This window comes from Carboxylicivirga sp. M1479 (assembly GCF_007097485.1).
Classification (GTDB): Bacteria; Bacteroidota; Bacteroidia; order Bacteroidales; family Marinilabiliaceae; genus Carboxylicivirga.
Window position 1 is genome coordinate 1 of the sequence record NZ_VKDE01000049.1, and the last position, 16,572, is coordinate 16,572.

Consider the following 16,572-nt stretch of genomic DNA (forward strand, 5'->3'; position numbering starts at 1 on the left):
CTTATGAGCAACACTTTAAAGATCGGCCTTGCATAGAGCATAACGTAAAGGTACTCCCGTTAGCTTCAGAAATCAATTAACTTAAAAAGTATTGATTACCTTAGTTTTAAATCAATACTATGGGTTTATAGGGGGAATTACCTACAACGGCTGGCTAGATGAAGTGATTGGCAATCTAACGAACCAAACCTTCCAAAATTCCTCTGAGCCAAATCTTTAATTTGTTTTTATCTTTTCTTTTTAAAGCCAAATCAAAGACTTGGCGGTGTTCGATTACCAGACTTAAATTCCAAGTGCCCACGAACGCCAATTGCTTTATACTAGCGTGTTATGGGCTGACATTTTTAATCTATATATCTTAAATCTTTTATTGTTTTTGCAAAGGGATAACTTGATTCTATTTTAGTCCAACCAACCAATCCGAATTTTGTCTTAAGCAAATAAAGTCCTTCAATTTCAGAATCAGCAAGGACAACTTCAACTTCATAATCAGTAGGTAAAAAAGCTATCTTATTTTTTAATTCCTTGGTTTCATATAGATTAATTCCTTTCAACGTTATTGATTTCAATCCTACATATAAAAATGGCTGCTTAACTTCTATTAATTTTCCATCTTTAATTTGAAATTTTCTTCTTACGTTAAACTCTGAATTAACATGTCCTGATGAATAAAAATTACCAGATTTAGTAATAAAGAGATTCCAACCAGTAATATCTCCAAGATGTAATTCATCATTATAAATTGAGAATTCCGGATTAATGCTTGAGCCTTCATTATAAAGAATTGTATATTCTACATTTGCATTTTTATTAAAAGTTAATTTAACCAGAACGTAGGTCTGTCCATCTAAGTCTTCAGGGTGTTGACAATAAAAAGGCTGTCCTTTGCTAATATCTTTTCTTTGTTTATTAATAACCACAGCATTCTTTTTGTCAAAGAATATGCTAGATGAATTGTTAAATTTTAATTCACTTAAATAATTAAATGCCTCAAATTCCTCTTGTCCTTTTGCAACAAATGATACAAGAGCAAATATAATTAATAGTGTACTTTTCATGTTAGGCGTTTTTTGTTTGCCCATAACGGACGCGGCTATGAAGCGAAAGTGATTTGTTGCCAAATTTATCTTTCAAAATGCTAAGTAGCCAAAGCGTTGGTTTTGTTTTTATCTTATATTTTAAAAGCCAAATCAACGATTTGGCGGTGGTTGCCGTAGCTGCGAACCAACCAAAATGAGTCGGCTCACTTTTGCTTTATAAGCCATTGTTAGGTTGCGTTATTGTTTGATTTATATTTATAATTTGATGAATTCCTAATTGGTCATCAATAAATGAGGTTCTATTAAATCCGTCAGATGGATATAGAAAATATAAAGCAGGGTTATAATTATTGGATTTTGTATAAGATTGCCAACTCAACTTAGCTTCATTCTGTTTATTTAGAAGAAATGACAAATACATTTCCCATAAAAAGTGAGCACCACTTTCTTTTTTCATGCTGTCTAATAAGTTGAATGCTTTACTATAATAATGAAAGGCAGAATCTCTAATTCCTAATTTCTCATAAATCATTCCTTTATACATTGTGAACTTTAAATTCTTTGAATGATTTAATCTATTGATAGTATTGATTGCTAAATCATACTTTTGATGATTACAGTATTCTGACATAAGTAAGTACTTCGTTCTAATGTCGGTCGGAAGAAATCTCTCAACTTTTTTTAGCCGAGCTATTTTCGAATCTTTGTATATCATTTGAGATTCTGGTATCATATTTTCAGTTATTACGCTATCTCTCAGATTTAGTAAGTATACATAAAAAAGAAGTGGTGTTCCTATAATTACAAGTATTGTAAAAATTATCAAAACAACTTTCAATTTCAGCTTTGTGTCTTTGTCCATTTTTCAGTTAATGAAATGTCTATTTTTTTGGGGGAATGCATAGGAAATGCAACCTAACGGCCTGCCGCATGGTGTGTAAGGCGATTTAACCTTACAATTTTCCCAAAAGGAGCGGAGCCAAAGCGTTGGTTTTGTTTTTATCTTTTTCATTTCTAAAGCCAAATCGACGATTTGGCGGTGTTTGCCGAAGCTGCGAACCTTCCAAAAATCGCCACGCGCCTTATACACTATAGCGGTTTGTTAGGGCACTGTGCTTATTTAAATTCTTCATTATTAATTGTTGTGCTATATAATCCATCAGCATAATCCCAGGATGAATTATCAAGGTAATTTCTACTTGAAGTCAACGTGCCGTCTTTAACTACAATAAATTCATCCAAATCCATAGTTACATCTTCAAAATAGGGTCCTTTTGCCCCCTCAACACCATGGTCCGTAATGAATAATACTCTAGTCTCATTTACAGGAATTATATATATTGAATCAATCTGAAAAGATTTTAATTCAATTGTAATATCAGCATCAGAATCATTAGTAACTTGATAAGTATAATCATATAAATAATCACACGCTGCCATAGACAATCCAATCAATAACAGCAGCAATAGTCCGAATTTATTTTTAATCATATGTCTAAATTTTATTATAACGATAAAATCAAGTATGCAATTTTAATACACTAGGTCTTGGTCTTTTTTACTCTAAATTACCTATCTACTAATTCAGGTTTAGTTCTATTAATTTATTCGTTTAAGTTTGCGTTGCTGCATGTGCCCTAACGGTCCCGCTGCATGGCGTCGTGAGGGAATTTACCCTTACAATCTTTCCAAATTGAGCTGAGCCAAAGCGTTGTATTTGTTTTAACTTTTCTTTAATAAGCCAAATCAGCGATTTGGCGCTTGTTGCCGAAGCTACAGACATTCCAAAATAGTCGAATCCCGAAATGCGCTATAGCAGCGTGTTAGGCACTGGCATTTTTTAGTCTCCATTATAAAAAAGTCCTTCAATCGATGGTTCAAAATAATGGTCTAGCTGCCACCATCCAAGAAGTCCAAAAGAAGTTTTGATTAGAAAATATCCTTGCCCGTCACTATTTTCTGATGCAATCACTTCGACATTTGCACCTTTGGGTAAGTAAGCAACTTTTTTAGATTCAGTCTTGTCTGAATACAGAGCAATAGCTTTTCTAGTTTTCGTTTTTAGTCCAACATGGTATAATGGCTGTGCAATTTCTCTAATCGTGTCATTCTCAAATGTAAACTTCTTCTTTTCATTAAACCAATTATTTGTGTGACCTGATACATAGATAGAACCATTACCTGGAATATAAATTTGTTTACCTGAAATCGAGAATGAATATTCATAAGAATTACCTGTTTTCTTATAAAATCCAAAAGAATCGTCAGCGCTGGGAGCAACTGTAAAACTCAGTAAATATTCATGTTTTAAGTTTTTATTTGGTTTTATAATCCCTATAAATTCTTCAAGGTAGTTGTTTTCTTCAAATTCTTTAGACAATTCAAATTCATTGATAAAATCAACATGAAGGAATGCAAAAACGTTTGGATATTGTAATAAACTAACCTTTTTTAGGTGTGAAAACGATTGTGGAACTTGAAAGTCTTGAGCATTCAATATGCTACAAAAAAGAAGAACGGTAATACTAATAGTTATTTTCATTTACGTTGGGTTATTTTTTTTGCTTGTGCCTAACGGTAAGTATATGGCATGTAAGGCAATAGAAAGCACTTACCTGTCAATGTGCACTTAGCCGAAGTTTTTGTTTTGGTTGTTAATTTAGTCATTTCTAATAGCCGAAGCAAACACTTCGGCGGTGTTAAAAATAGCACTCCACAAAGCACCTTAAACATCGCCTTATTTGCTATATACCTTGTTGTGCATAGTACTTCTTACTCATTCGCCGTTTATACTTATAAGATATATTTGTAAGTCTTTCATAAACGATGAATTTTAATATGTTATCATAATCATCGAAAGACAATGTCTGAATAACATTTCCGTGATCATAAAAAATAAGATTCCAGAAATCACCATCTTTCTCAACTCTACATCCCTCGTACATGTCTCTATCCCAAGAATCAGGTGGATAATTATTTCTTAGATGATTTAAGTAATCGTCTGGCATAATATCTATAAAATAACCTAGGACATTCATGTCGATTTCTTTTTTACCAAGAATCGTTTTAATCATAGATAGATCATTTTTGCCATCCAGAATTAAGAATTGTTGCTCCTTAGTCAGCTTATCTGTTCCGTTTTCGGTAAGGTTAGCGATTATTCGACGCTCTTTAATAATTTCTTTTCGATTGATTATCCAAAACCAAATCTTGATGGTAATAAGAAACAAAACCGCGGTAATTAGAAGTCCTATGATTGTTGTAATCCACCAGTTCATTATATACTAATCTTAAAGATCAACTTTGTCGTATAAATCAGGTTGTCATGTTTATTGATTACAACCATATCCAATTTAAAGGCTGTGATTATTTATCCTATGTAAATTAGTTCCTCGTATTATGCACAACGTTTGGCTAGATGAAGCGATTGGCAATTTAACGAAACGAAACCTTCCAAAACTCTCCGAGCCAAAACTTTTATTTGTTTTTATCTTTTCAATTCTAAAGCAAATCAAAGATTTGGCAGTGTTCTATTCCCCAACCTAACTTCCAAACCCTCACGAACGCCAATTGCTTTATACTAGCGTGTTGCCACACGTTATTTTTTATTAAATATTATAATTCTTCTAGGTTACATATCCGTTCTTTTATTATTCCTTCTCTATAACCTGTCCATGAATCAACAATTATCCCCTTGTCGTCAATTAAAAAGAACATCGGAACTCCTCTGACTCCATATTTTATCACTGTACTGCTAAAATAATTTTGACCATCCCATAAACACAACCAAGAAATATTTTCTTTTTTTATTGATTCCAATACCCGCTTTATTTCTCTATCCCTATAAAAACTTACGATTGATAGTCTATTTTTATAATGTTCAGCTATTATTTTTAATTCGACTATCGATTTGACACATCCCGTACAACCACTATTAGTAAAAATTAACAGTTTAAATTCACCCTGCGCATTAGAGAATTTGACAGAGTCACCTTGAACGTTTATCGCAGTAAAATCATAGGCAACATCACCTATTTTAGCAACTTTATATTTTGAAAGAATTAACCTTTTTTTTGTACCAAGCTTGTCTTCGACTCTAATACCTGTGATAGGTTTTAAAGGTTGAAGTTTATCACTAGAAGTACTTATGGAATCACACTTATTGGTATTGTTTTGACTAGTTAATAATTGACAACAAAAAAGACAAACAAAAAGCAAATACTTCATTTCTATTAGTTTTTATTACAATATGTAGCCTTCCCTGAATTAAGGGAAAGGCTATAAATAGATAAATTTAGTTTCTTCAAATCAATTACTCTTCATTGATTTATTATAGACTTAAAATCAATTCATGAGCTATAAGTCAAATGTGTGGCAACTCTTCTGTATCTGCATGTGTGTTGCCGATATATTCTTAATGTCACTTGTTAATTATGTGTGGTAAAATAATGTTTTTAAGCCAAAAACTCGTCTATAGGGCTTTTGATCTGCTCAATATGTTTATTACTAACATAGGTGTAAATTTCTGTTGTTGTACTTGAATTATGGCCAAGTAGTTCTTGAATATACCTTAAGTCAGTGCCTGATTCCAATAGGTGTGTGGCAAAACTATGTCGCAAAGAGTGCACGCCACCACGTTTTGGTACACCACTTTTATTAATGGCATTATACAAAATACGGCTGATGCTGGTGGTTGAGTATTGTCCTCCAAACTGCCCTTCAAAAAGTAGTTTAACGGGTTTGTATTCTTTGTAGTACTGCCTAAGCAGTTCTAAAGTATAGCGACCAATAATTGTATAACGATCTTTTTTTCCTTTGGCACCTAAAATCCGCATACGCATTCGTTTCGAATCGATATCCTCAAGTCGCAATTTTAATAATTCTCCAATGCGCAGTCCACTACCATAAATGATCGATAATATTGTTTTGTGTTTAATATTTGTAATACCATCTAATATTCGTTTGATTTCCTCTTTGCTCCATACCTTGGGTAATGTTTTACCAACCCTTGGACGAACAACTTCTTCCAGCTGAATATCTCTTTTTAAATAACCCTTAAAATACAGTTTTATAGCATTCACACTTTGATTAATTGTTTGTTCTGAATACTTTTTTTCTCCAATCATTTTCTGGTGGTAATCATTAATCTCAATTGAATCAAATGCGTTAATCTGTGTCAAGCTATTTTGTCGATACACATTTAGCAAGCGTAAAACATAGTAGTAATAAGTGTTGATGGTATTATGACTATAGGCCTTGAGTTGCATGAATTTGATAAATTCTATCGGACAACTTTTAAAGTAGAGGCTCTTGCTGTACGCTTGCTCAAATAGTAACTGTAAAATCCGATAGTCAACAATAGTTAATTCATTATGCAATTTTACCCTTAACAGACTCGTTATCTCTTCGAGAAATCGGATGATTACACTTCTGTTCGGAGGCAGGATGAATGCTCTTATGTCTTTGTTCCATTGTGCCAATTGACAATCACTAAGCACCTTGAAAATATGTTTATTGCTTTTAAAGCTAATAACAATGCATCGCAAGGATTCAGTTTTGTATGGCACCAGTGTTATTGATCCTAACTTATTACTTTTCTCCAGAACACCAGTGAAATAGTGAGTATCCCCAATCGTCACTTGTTCGGTATTCTCCTTTAATTTGGCATGATAATACGAGCGGTTTATCGCTGCAATATCATCAAAAACATCAATGAGGTGGCCTATGGTCTTTTCATTTGATGGAGCAGTAAATGCATTTAATTCAGTATTCCACCTTATCCATCCGTTTTGCCATATGCGCCTTAATATTGCATCATTTGATTTAAAAAACAAAGCACAAAAATCTCCTTGTTTGCTTGTGCGATGATTTAAATATATGACAGGACGAACTTTCATCTTTTTCTTGACAAGAACGTGAAAAACCAATACATTATCAGTCTATTAAACGAATAGAAACGTAAGTAATCGTATAATAAAACCTAAACCATTTACGTGATGAATACCTGTTTATATTGCAACGACGAACTAAAAGGCAGAATTGATAAAAAATTCTGCAATACCCAATGTAAAAGCGCCTACCATAACCAATCAACATCCTCTATTGAAACACTTATTCGTAATGTTAATAAGCAGCTTAGGGCCAATAGAAGTGCTCTTCGTACTGCTTGTCCGCAAGGAAAAGCAACTGTTAGGAGAGAGTTTTTATTAAAACTAGGTATGGATTTCAAACATCTAACACACTCTTGGAAAAGCAAAGGTGGCAACCTATATTACTTTTGCTATGATTATGGCTATACTCCAGCGTTTGAAGCAGGTAAGGTCATTATAATTCAAAAACAAGATTATATGGATAATTAGTTGTTGAATTTTGACCGATAAATACAGCTTCGCCTCCTCAGTCACATTTTAATGACTAATTTATTGCAGCTTTGAATATACTTAAATAGAAAAAATGCGCTCATACTTCTTAATAATATTATGACAAACCATTAAAATAATTTGAGCAATCATTGTCTATTAGTTAATAGCACTTTTTGATATTGGTAACACATTTATAGTGTAAACGTTATGTTTGTGTATTGGTATGAGTTTGATGTGGAGTGAAATAAAAACTGTAAAAAAATATTTTAATGTGTAATAGTAGTGAGTCGTCCTTTTATGAAAAATAAGCACAACTTACATCTACAGAGCTAGGAATAGTGTGTCTATGTGCTTGTAAGTATTGAAAATTATAGAATTAATCCTGTTATTGATTTTTTGCATTTGAATGTGTTATAGGTAATTTCTTCAATGATGTTTATTGTAGCGCCTTTGTAACTTGTTATATGGCAGTGTAATAAAAATTTAATGTAAAATGATGCCCTGTATTCCTTGTAATATTGTTTAAAATGTATTGTTTTGTGGCTTAAAATAAAAAAAACGATAAATCATGTTAGGGAAATATATCCGAATAATATTAGCAGTACTGATAACAATAGTATCCGTTTTTCTTTTTATAAATGGCGTTATTGGCTGGGGAGTTACTTTGGTAGTGATTTCTTTGCTTTTGGTGTTATTGCATTTTAAAAATGAGATGAATTTGCTGGCCTTTTATTTTATTAGAAAAAACAAGTTTTCAAAAGTTGAAAGTATTCTTTCAAAAGTAAAACATCCTGAAAGAATGATTAAGAGCCAGGAGGCTTATTATTACTACCTTCTAGGTTTAACTCAAGCACAAACTCATCAACCTGCTCTTGCTGAGAAAAGCTTTAAGAAAGCACTTTCAACAGGTCTTCGTTTAAAAAATGATCAGGCAATGGCAAAGTTAAACTTGGCTGGTTTCTATTTATCAAAGAGAAATAAAAAATTGGCTAAAATTCATTTGCAAGAAGCCAAGAAGTTGGATACTCAAAAAATGTTGACAGCTCAAATTAGAGAAATAGATAATATGATGAAGCGAATATAAAACGGTTCATCATTATAAAGGAATTACAATAAAGAGTGGTTCAGTACTGATAACTCTTTAACGAATGTAAAAGCTATGGATACTAAATTCATAGCTTTTGTTTTAATGTGGATAATCTAAAGGTGTAACAAAGTATTGGTAATCTAATGTTTAGTATGGCCTTTGTTGATTAAAGTTTCTAGAGGCAATTTACCTTATTTACTATCGCTTAAAAGTGTTGACCTGATTTGTAATACCAAAGTCCTTTTTCTTTTACGAAGCGTGATTTTTCGTGAATATGATTTGGCATGCCTTTTTCAATAAATACGGCTTTAAATTCCACAATGCCTTGCTTGTCATTTTCATTGCCATCCTTTTTACTCAGTATAGATAGGCCCATCCACTGAACGGAGTCAGTCCATTTTTTTATTTCATTTTTCTCTTTAATGGGGCGCGTGCTAACATGGTGTGTGCGCATTAAGTAATCGATGTCTCCCAATGTGTAAGCAGTATACCTCGATCGCATGAGTTTTTCCGCCGTTGGAGCGGCCGATGTTTCTTCAATAAGTGCTTGACAGCAAGTTGTATAAGGGTTGTTGCTTTGGCAGGGGCATTGCATTACTTCGGTTCTATGTTAAAAATATAAGGGGCTTTCATAATTCGCTCCTCAACGGTATCAAAGCTCTTATGCCATTTATTAGCAAAGAATAGTATTTGCGGATTTTTTAAGCCATCAGCAATTCGATAGATTATGGCATGATTCGAATTGGTAATAACAGTTTCAGCATTATCCACAATAAGCATTTTAACTTTAGTCATAGGAACGCCGTTGATGTTAACAAGCTCCATCAATCTCTTTGGAGTGCAGATTAACACATCTAATCCATCGTATATTTCGTCTTTCTGGTATTGAATAATTCCTTGATCAAATGCTATAAAGCTCCTTAGCTTTGTTCCTTTACTCAGCGAGATGAATTGTTCTTCTAATTCAAAAGCCTTTTCTTTTGTTGATGTAATAATGATGGCTCGCGGTGCCTCTTCAAATGGTTCTTTCAACTGCTGAATCACACCCATGATTATCGCTGTTGTTTTACCTTCTTTTTCTGGGCAAATGGCAAATATATCAGCCCCAGATTTTATTTTCGGAATACTGAGCGATTGAACTTCTTTAATGTTGGTATCAAAACCTGCATTAATAATGGCTGATGCAAGTTGTGGAATGAGCTTTTTAAGTTTCATATAAATAGCGATGTTTGAAGCTGCAAAGATGCTAAAAAGTGGCATAACAAAAATGGCTCTTTGTAATAAAGAGCCATTAATATTGTAAAGCAAGTGATTATACCCTGCTAATACTATTTTTATTCAATTTTTTATGCGTAATAAGCAATAAGCCTTTTGTCGGCATACATTTCAACAATATTATTGTTGCCTTCTCTAATTCTAAAGCTGAAATCAGGACTTTTCTTTTCGATGAACTGATTTAATCGCTGCATCAATATTGAAGCTTTACTGTTATTGCGTTTAGTAATAAAGTTGTCTAAGGCAATTAAAAATGAAATCTGCTTATTCTTGGCGTTTGATGTTATACGAAGATTCATAGCTTACATTTTTAAGTTAATATTTGATTGGTATACTTATTTATTTGACTAATGTTTCAAATGTTTTGATAAAACGTCATTTGAAATTGTTAATTAACATTAAAAATTCCCATTAAATACTTGAAATATAATCGTAACTAGATGTAAGCAATTAGTGTGCCAATAAAATTTGGCTGAATGCTAAGTCGTTTCTGTAAATAATAAGAGGCGATAAAATTTTATCGCCTCTTATTATTGGGGTTTTTATTATTAAATTTTAGGACCTGCTTCTACGAGCTTTTGACCTTCGGGAGTATCGGTATATTTCTTAAAGTTATTGATGAATTTAAGTGCCAGATCGTTCGCCTTGTTGTCCCAGTCTTTAGGATTGGAATAGGTGTTTCTTGGATCCATAATTTCTGGATTTACATCGTGTAGAAATTTAGGAATCTCCAAGTTAAATATTGGAACGACTGTAGTTTCGGCTTCTTCAATTGAATCATCTAGGATGGCGTCAATAATGGCTCTGGTGTCTTTAATCGATATTCGTTTGCCAGTACCGTTCCAGCCTGTGTTAACAAGGTAGGCTTTGGCTCCGTGTTCTTCCATTTTTTTCACTAATTCAGCGCCATATTGAGTAGGGTGTAACGAAAGAAATGCTTCTCCAAAACAGGCCGAAAAAGTAGGGCGTGGTTCTGTAACGCCTAGTTCGGTGCCTGCAAGCTTTGCTGTAAAGCCTGATAAAAAGTGATATTGCGTTTGCTCAGGAGTCAGTTTTGAAACAGGTGGCATTACACCAAAGGCATCGGCTGTTAAAAAGATGACTTTAGTGGCATGTCCTGCTTTAGAAACTGGTTTTACTATGTTGTTAATGTGATATATTGGGTACGATACTCTTGTGTTTTCGGTTGCTGAATTATCATTAAAATCTATTTTTCCGTCCTGATTAACAATGACATTTTCAAGTAAAGCGTCTCGTTTGATGGCGTTGAAAATATCGGGCTCGCTATCTTTATCAAGATTGATGGTTTTAGCATAACAACCCCCTTCAAAATTAAAAACGCCTTCATTGTCCCAGCCGTGTTCGTCATCTCCTATTAGCTCTCTTTTAGGATCGGTTGAAAGGGTTGTTTTTCCAGTGCCCGATAGTCCGAAAAATACTGCTACATCATCATTTTTGCCTTTGTTGGCAGAGCAATGCATCGATGCCATTCCCTTTAGGGGTAGGTAATAGTTCATCATGGCAAAAATCCCTTTTTTCATTTCGCCTCCGTACCATGTGCCGCCAATTATTTGCATTCTCTCACTGAGGTTGAACATGGTAAAGACTTCGGAATTGAGGCCTTGTTTTTGCCAATTTTTATTTGACATTTTAGATGCATTAAGCACTACAAAATCAGGTTGTCCGTAGTTGAAAAGTTCACTTTCGGTTGGTCTGATAAACATGTTTTTTACAAAGTGGGCTTGCCATGCTACTTCTGTTATGAAGCGAACTTTTAAACGGCTGTTTGTATTAGCTCCGCAAAAAGTATCAACTACATATAGTTTTTTATTGGAGAGGTGGGTGCAAACATCTTTTTTTATGGCAGACCATACTTCTTGAGAAACTGGTTTATTATCGTTTTTGTTTTGGTCTGTTGTCCACCATACAGTATCTTTTGTAATGTTGTCCTTTACAATGTATTTGTCCTTTGGCGAGCGGCCAGTGAATTTGCCAGTCATCACATTGATTGCTCCTGTTTCGGTTCGTTGACCTTTTTCAAAGCCTTCAAGCTCGGTGTCTATTTCATCCAGATATAAATCTTCATACGAGGGATTGTAATGGATGATTGAGGGAGAATCAATACCGTACTGTTTTAAATTAAAAGTTGATTTAGTTGCTTCCATTTGGTGCGATGTTAATTGGGTTACTTTCAAATTGTAATTATATTCAGCGTTTGTGTGATTTAATTGTGATATAAATATGCTAATATCTTCTAAAAATTAACTATACAATACAAATAATAACAAATTAGTACAAATAAAAATACTGAAATAGTTCTTTATTATCAGTTAATTAAGAAGTATATCAGTATGTGGTGTGAATTGATATGCTAAGATTTGTTATTTGTTATAAAATAAACAAATAAATTATCAACTTTGTTTTTGTAAGTGAGATAAGTAGTTGAACCACAGTGGTAAAAATTTAATTAAAGAAAAAAATACCTATTAGTGCTTATGATTCGTAATTGAATGCTGATTTATTTCTTTTTTTATGAGATTGACACCTCTTAACTGCTTGCTTATAAATGAAGTGTGAAAAATGGTATTTTTTGTGATAGATAGCAATTGGTGTACTAGAATGGTGCTTTTTCCAGGTGGGGAGTAGTTGTTGAATTAGAATAGAGAAAGTTGTGAGTTTGTTTGTTGATTTTCTAATTCCAGTAATTTTTTCTTTGCTTGAAGTCCGCCTGCATACCCAATTAACTTTCCATTGCTACCAATAATCCGATGGCAAGGGACAATTATTGAAATGGCATTAGCACCATTGGCAGAAGCTACGGCTCGGATGGCTTTGGTGTTATTGAGCTGCTTCGAAAGTTGTAAGTAAGTTTGGGTGTGGCCGTATTGAACTTTTAAGAGCTCATTCCAAACAGTTTTTTGAAAATCGGAGCCAATAAACAGGATTGGTAGTTCAAATTCTTTTAGTTCTTTTTGGCTATAAGCTTCCAGTTGTTTAATTGTTTGTTCAATAACAGCTGAGTTTCCTTTTTTATAAGTGGTGTTAAGTCCCTTGCAAATACGTTTGTCAATTGATTCCCTCATTTTTCTAAACCTCCAGTCGCAAAGACAAAGTTGCTCTTGGTATGAACCTAGTATAAGTTCTCCAAACGGACTGCGATAATATTGGGTTGTAATGTGTGGCATTGTAAACTGTTTTTGCATGAAAGGAACAATATAGAAAAAGAAAAGGCGCGAACACTTCCATAGGGAAGAAATCGCACCTTTTATGCTTTCAACTAAAGTATTAAACCTTCGGCTTATAATTTAGCAAAGAAGTCATTTCCCTTATCATCTACAATTATAAATGCAGGGAAGTTTTCGATGCGTATTTTGCGAACAGCCTCCATACCTAATTCTTCAAAATCGATTACTTCAACAGATTTAATGCTGTTTTTTGCTAAGATGGCAGCTGGTCCTCCAATAGAGCCCAGGTAAAAGCCACCATTGGTTTTGCAGGCGTCAGTTACGGCTTGCGAGCGGTTGCCTTTCGCGACCATTACCATAGACCCACCATTCTTTTGGAAAAGATCGACATATGGATCCATGCGACCAGCAGTTGTTGGTCCAAAGCTTCCAGATGCCATTCCTTTTGGTGTTTTTGCAGGTCCTGCATAATACACAGGGTGGTTCTTAAAGTATTCTGGCATTGGCTTGCCTTCGTCAAGCATTTGTTTTATTTGAGCATGTGCTATATCGCGCGCTACAATAAGTGTTCCCGATAAGTTAAGTCGAGTTTTTATTGGGTATTTGGTAAGCTCCTTTAAAACATCTTCCATTGGTTGATCCAGGTCAATGTCTACGGCAGGTGCCATGTGAGGCGCTTCTTTGGGAACAAAGCGAGATGGATTTTTTTCTAGTTCCTCAACAAAAATTCCCTCTTCGGTAATTTTTCCTTTGATATTACGATCGGCGCTACAGCTAACACCTAGGCCTACTGGGCACGATGCAGCATGTCGAGGCATGCGAATAACGCGCACGTCGTGTACAAAGTATTTGCCGCCAAACTGAGCACCAATAGTACTTTCCTGACAGATTTTCTGTACTTTCTCTTCCCATTCCAGATCACGAAATGCTTGGCCGCCTTCGTTTCCTTCGGTTGGCAAGTGATCGTAATAACCAGCTGAAGCTTTCTTCACTGAAGCAAGAGTTGCTTCAGCCGATGTGCCGCCAATAACTAATGCTAAATGGTAGGGAGGACAAGCCGATGTTCCAAGATCTTTAATTTTGTCCTGTACAAACTTAGTAAGGTTCTCTTCTGTTAATAAAGCCTTGGTTTGCTGGTATAAAAATGTTTTGTTACCAGAACCACCACCTTTTGTCATAAATAAGAAATCGTATTGATTCCCTTGTTCAGCATATATGTCTATTTGTGCAGGAAGATTGGAGCCCGTATTCTTCTCTTTAAACATGCTAAAAGGAACCACCTGAGAATAGCGTAAGTTGCGATCGCGATAGGTTTCGTAAACTCCTTTAGAAAGATGCTCAGCATCATTCGAGCCAGTAAATACGTTCTCGCCTTTTTTACCCATAATAATGGCTGTTCCTGTGTCTTGGCAAGTAGGCAATTCGCCCTCGGCAGTAACAACCTGGTTCATTAGCATTGTATGAGCAACAAATCGGTCGTTGTCCGAAGCCTCTTCGTCTTTTAGTATGTGCGCTAATTTTTCAAGGTGTGTTGGGCGTAAATAAAATGATACATCAGCAAAAGCTTCTTTTGAAAGTAGCTCAAGCCCTTTGGGATCTACTTTTAAAATCTTGCGCCCGTCGACTTCAATGGTTGAAACATGTTCCTTGGTAATTAGTCGATAAGGAGTTGTGTTCTTTAAAATCGGAAAAGGTTTTTGGTATTTGAAATCAGCCATAATGTGTTTTGGTTATTTGGCCAAGTCAACAGTCGTTGCTTGTGTATTGCTCAGACTACTGGCTTAAGCCTATTAATTATAATCCGTTCTGATAGTTTCAATTATAGCACATCGAAATGTGTTGTAGTGCAAATCTAAAACTTAATTCAAGATTCATTAAAGAAATAGTGCAATAATTAGCGTTAAAAATAATTAAAGTCTGGTCATTAAAAATGTTTGAAAGCCAAGTCTGTTTTTATATCTTTCTATTATGGAAAAAGTTGAAAAAGTGATTATTGATTTTAGTGAGTTTATATGGGGAACCCCTCTGCTGGTACTTTTGCTAGGTGGTGGTTTCTTTTTTATGATCTATAGTAAGTTAATGCCGTTTCGTTACGTGTTTCATGCCGTGGATATTCTACGAGGTAAGTATGATGATCCGAATGAAGCGGGACAAATTAATCACTTCCAGGCTTTGTCTACAGCGTTGGCTGCAACAGTTGGTATGGGTAATATAAGCGGTGTTGCTGTGGCTATTACTGCAGGAGGGCCAGGAGCTATTTTTTGGATGTGGGTTAGTGCTGTTCTGGGTGTTTCAACCAAGTTTTTTACAGGTACACTTGCTGTAATGTTTAGGGGAAAGGATGATAAAGGAGAGGTGCAGGGAGGACCGATGTATATAATTACCGAAGGGCTGGGTAAGAAGTGGAAGCCAATGGCCGTGTTTTTTGCTGTGGCTGCAATGTTTGCTGTTTTTCCTGTTTTCCAAAGTAACCAATTAACCCAAGTGTTTAGGGATATCGTTTTACAGCCTAATGGCATTGAAACTGGATTTACATCCGACTTGGTTACGGGTGTTATAATTGCTGTGATTATGTCGGTGGTAATATTTGGCGGCATAAAGCGTATTGGTAAAGTGACTGGCAGTGTTGTTCCATTTATGGTTGTTTTGTACGTTGGTGTTGTTCTTTATATTATTCTATCGCACCCCGATCAATTGGCAGATGCCATTTTATTGATTTTTACCGATGCATTTGAAGCGCAGGCAGTTTTAGGTGGTGCTTTGGGTATTATTATCATAACCGGAATTAAGCGAGCTGCATTTTCCAATGAAGCTGGTATTGGTACTGCTCCACTTGCACACGGTGCCGCCAAAACAAATGAGCCTGTTCGTGAGGGTTTAGTGGCTATGTTGGGGCCTATTGTTGATACGCTTATCGTTTGTACTATGACGGCCTTGGCTATTTTGGTAACAGGAGTTTGGCAAACGTCAGATGCTGATGGTATTACCTTAACGGCTTTGGCTTTTGATAAGGCCATCCCTGTTTATGGACCCTATTTATTGATTCTCTGTGTGATATTCTTTGCTTTATCTACTCTATTTGCATTTCCATATTATGGTAATAAGTGTTCGTCGTACTTGTTCGGCACTAAATCGAAAAATGCATACAATGTTGTTAGTGTTGTTAGCGCTGTTGTTGCGGCTGTTGTGTCAATTGATGTGGTAATTGCTTTTATTGACTCAGCCTATGCCTTGATGGCATTTCCCAATATGATTGCGGCCATTATTTTGGCTCCGCATGTTAAAAGAGCAACTGTAAGTTATTTTAAGCGCTTAAAAGCCGAGAAGAAAAAGAAGAACGATGTGTAACTATGTGTCCTGTTCAGGCGTCATATATGAGAAGCAAATTAATAATTTACAGGAAAGAGTCATCGACATCTATTCTTAAATAGAATTATGGTTGATTTTGGCGAGTTCCAAATGGCAAATGAAAGTAAAATATAAACATATGAAACATCCATGGCAAGTAAATTTGACACACAGGGGGATGATTATTGGTGGGAATTCGGAACTTAGTGAATAAAAGAAGGCATGGCTAGGACAAGTAACAACATAGAGTTTGAGCAGGTCATTGAACGAGGCTG

At 35.0% G+C, this 16,572-nt stretch carries 16 protein-coding genes; 3 read left to right on the forward strand and 13 right to left on the reverse strand.

Translation table 11 applies throughout. The features are described from left to right. Positions 1–344 precede the first annotated feature (344 nt). The 7 genes from FNN09_RS20120 to FNN09_RS21370 all read right to left on the reverse strand — a co-directional run bounded on the left by FNN09_RS20120 (position 345) and on the right by FNN09_RS21370 (position 6,937). Positions 345–1,058 (reverse strand): hypothetical protein, encoded by a 714-nt coding sequence (locus FNN09_RS20120; protein ID WP_143304289.1) that lies wholly within the window; start codon positions 1,056–1,058, stop codon positions 345–347. A 196-nt stretch (positions 1,059–1,254) separates the two neighbouring features. Beyond that, positions 1,255–1,902 carry a hypothetical protein gene (locus tag FNN09_RS20125; RefSeq protein WP_143304290.1) on the reverse strand — a complete coding sequence of 216 codons (648 nt, stop codon included), beginning with the start codon at positions 1,900–1,902 and terminating at the stop codon, positions 1,255–1,257. 254 nt (positions 1,903–2,156) lie between these two features. After that, positions 2,157–2,531 carry a hypothetical protein gene (locus FNN09_RS20130; RefSeq protein WP_143304291.1) on the reverse strand — a complete coding sequence of 125 codons (375 nt, stop codon included), beginning with the start codon at positions 2,529–2,531 and terminating at the stop codon, positions 2,157–2,159. A gap of 349 nt (positions 2,532–2,880) precedes the next feature. Then, on the reverse strand, positions 2,881–3,582 hold the full coding sequence (locus tag FNN09_RS20135) for a hypothetical protein (RefSeq protein ID WP_143304292.1): 702 nt from the start codon (positions 3,580–3,582) through the stop codon (positions 2,881–2,883). 202 nt (positions 3,583–3,784) lie between these two features. Further along, complete coding sequence (locus FNN09_RS20140) at positions 3,785–4,318, reverse strand: hypothetical protein (protein WP_143304293.1); 534 nt, start codon at positions 4,316–4,318, stop codon at positions 3,785–3,787. 337 nt (positions 4,319–4,655) lie between these two features. After that, the gene (locus FNN09_RS20145) at positions 4,656–5,267 is read right to left on the reverse strand and encodes a peroxiredoxin (RefSeq protein WP_143304294.1); all 612 of its coding nucleotides are present in this window, start codon (positions 5,265–5,267) and stop codon (positions 4,656–4,658) included. 227 nt (positions 5,268–5,494) lie between these two features. After that, complete coding sequence (locus tag FNN09_RS21370) at positions 5,495–6,937, reverse strand: tyrosine-type recombinase/integrase (RefSeq protein WP_143304295.1); 1,443 nt, start codon at positions 6,935–6,937, stop codon at positions 5,495–5,497. Between the two features lie 99 nt (positions 6,938–7,036). Between FNN09_RS21370 and FNN09_RS20155 the strand changes: the two genes are divergently transcribed. After that, positions 7,037–7,399 carry a hypothetical protein gene (locus FNN09_RS20155; RefSeq protein ID WP_143304296.1) on the forward strand — a complete coding sequence of 121 codons (363 nt, stop codon included), beginning with the start codon at positions 7,037–7,039 and terminating at the stop codon, positions 7,397–7,399. Positions 7,400–7,970: 571 nt separating this feature from the next. Then, positions 7,971–8,486 carry a lipopolysaccharide assembly protein LapB gene (locus tag FNN09_RS20160; protein ID WP_143304297.1) on the forward strand — a complete coding sequence of 172 codons (516 nt, stop codon included), beginning with the start codon at positions 7,971–7,973 and terminating at the stop codon, positions 8,484–8,486. Between the two features lie 208 nt (positions 8,487–8,694). On the opposite strand, the gene FNN09_RS20165 is transcribed toward FNN09_RS20160, so the two are convergent. The 6 genes from FNN09_RS20165 to FNN09_RS20190 all read right to left on the reverse strand — a co-directional run bounded on the left by FNN09_RS20165 (position 8,695) and on the right by FNN09_RS20190 (position 14,667). Continuing rightward, entirely contained in the window at positions 8,695–9,084 is a 390-nt protein-coding gene (locus FNN09_RS20165; RefSeq protein WP_143304298.1) for a YchJ family protein, read from the reverse strand. Beyond that, positions 9,084–9,704: a DEAD/DEAH box helicase gene (locus tag FNN09_RS20170; RefSeq protein WP_185969082.1), complete on the reverse strand. Its 621-nt coding sequence runs from the start codon at positions 9,702–9,704 to the stop codon at positions 9,084–9,086. The genes FNN09_RS20165 and FNN09_RS20170 overlap by 1 nt, the downstream gene beginning before the upstream one ends. A 131-nt stretch (positions 9,705–9,835) precedes the next feature. After that, positions 9,836–10,063: a hypothetical protein gene (locus FNN09_RS20175; RefSeq protein ID WP_143304300.1), complete on the reverse strand. Its 228-nt coding sequence runs from the start codon at positions 10,061–10,063 to the stop codon at positions 9,836–9,838. 249 nt (positions 10,064–10,312) lie between these two features. Next, a complete protein-coding gene (gene pckA, locus FNN09_RS20180; protein WP_143304301.1) occupies positions 10,313–11,929 on the reverse strand; it encodes a phosphoenolpyruvate carboxykinase (ATP) in 1,617 nt (538 codons plus the stop codon). A 489-nt stretch (positions 11,930–12,418) separates the two neighbouring features. After that, positions 12,419–12,949 (reverse strand): methylated-DNA--[protein]-cysteine S-methyltransferase, encoded by a 531-nt coding sequence (locus tag FNN09_RS20185; RefSeq protein WP_143304302.1) that lies wholly within the window; start codon positions 12,947–12,949, stop codon positions 12,419–12,421. Between the two features lie 113 nt (positions 12,950–13,062). Further along, entirely contained in the window at positions 13,063–14,667 is a 1,605-nt protein-coding gene (locus FNN09_RS20190) for a fumarate hydratase (RefSeq protein WP_143304303.1), read from the reverse strand. 250 nt (positions 14,668–14,917) lie between these two features. On the opposite strand from FNN09_RS20190, the gene FNN09_RS20195 reads away from it, so the two are divergent. Beyond that, on the forward strand, positions 14,918–16,297 hold the full coding sequence (locus FNN09_RS20195) for a sodium:alanine symporter family protein (protein ID WP_143304304.1): 1,380 nt from the start codon (positions 14,918–14,920) through the stop codon (positions 16,295–16,297). The last annotated feature ends 275 nt before the right edge of the window (positions 16,298–16,572 follow it).

Bases quoted from the DNA above. Each gene is read 5' to 3' on its own strand.
- FNN09_RS20120 (WP_143304289.1), bottom strand. From the start codon at position 1,058: ATGAAAAGTACACTATTAATTATATTTGCTCTTGTATCATTTGTTGCA.
- FNN09_RS20125 (WP_143304290.1), bottom strand. From the start codon at position 1,902: ATGGACAAAGACACAAAGCTGAAATTGAAAGTTGTTTTGATAATTTTT.
- FNN09_RS20130 (WP_143304291.1), bottom strand. From the start codon at position 2,531: ATGATTAAAAATAAATTCGGACTATTGCTGCTGTTATTGATTGGATTG.
- FNN09_RS20135 (WP_143304292.1), bottom strand. From the start codon at position 3,582: ATGAAAATAACTATTAGTATTACCGTTCTTCTTTTTTGTAGCATATTG.
- FNN09_RS20140 (WP_143304293.1), bottom strand. From the start codon at position 4,318: ATGAACTGGTGGATTACAACAATCATAGGACTTCTAATTACCGCGGTT.
- FNN09_RS20145 (WP_143304294.1), bottom strand. From the start codon at position 5,267: ATGAAGTATTTGCTTTTTGTTTGTCTTTTTTGTTGTCAATTATTAACT.
- FNN09_RS21370 (WP_143304295.1), bottom strand. From the start codon at position 6,937: ATGAAAGTTCGTCCTGTCATATATTTAAATCATCGCACAAGCAAACAA.
- FNN09_RS20155 (WP_143304296.1), top strand. From the start codon at position 7,037: ATGAATACCTGTTTATATTGCAACGACGAACTAAAAGGCAGAATTGAT.
- FNN09_RS20160 (WP_143304297.1), top strand. From the start codon at position 7,971: ATGTTAGGGAAATATATCCGAATAATATTAGCAGTACTGATAACAATA.
- FNN09_RS20165 (WP_143304298.1), bottom strand. From the start codon at position 9,084: ATGCAATGCCCCTGCCAAAGCAACAACCCTTATACAACTTGCTGTCAA.
- FNN09_RS20170 (WP_185969082.1), bottom strand. From the start codon at position 9,704: ATGAAACTTAAAAAGCTCATTCCACAACTTGCATCAGCCATTATTAAT.
- FNN09_RS20175 (WP_143304300.1), bottom strand. From the start codon at position 10,063: ATGAATCTTCGTATAACATCAAACGCCAAGAATAAGCAGATTTCATTT.
- pckA (WP_143304301.1), bottom strand. From the start codon at position 11,929: ATGGAAGCAACTAAATCAACTTTTAATTTAAAACAGTACGGTATTGAT.
- FNN09_RS20185 (WP_143304302.1), bottom strand. From the start codon at position 12,949: ATGCCACACATTACAACCCAATATTATCGCAGTCCGTTTGGAGAACTT.
- FNN09_RS20190 (WP_143304303.1), bottom strand. From the start codon at position 14,667: ATGGCTGATTTCAAATACCAAAAACCTTTTCCGATTTTAAAGAACACA.
- FNN09_RS20195 (WP_143304304.1), top strand. From the start codon at position 14,918: ATGGAAAAAGTTGAAAAAGTGATTATTGATTTTAGTGAGTTTATATGG.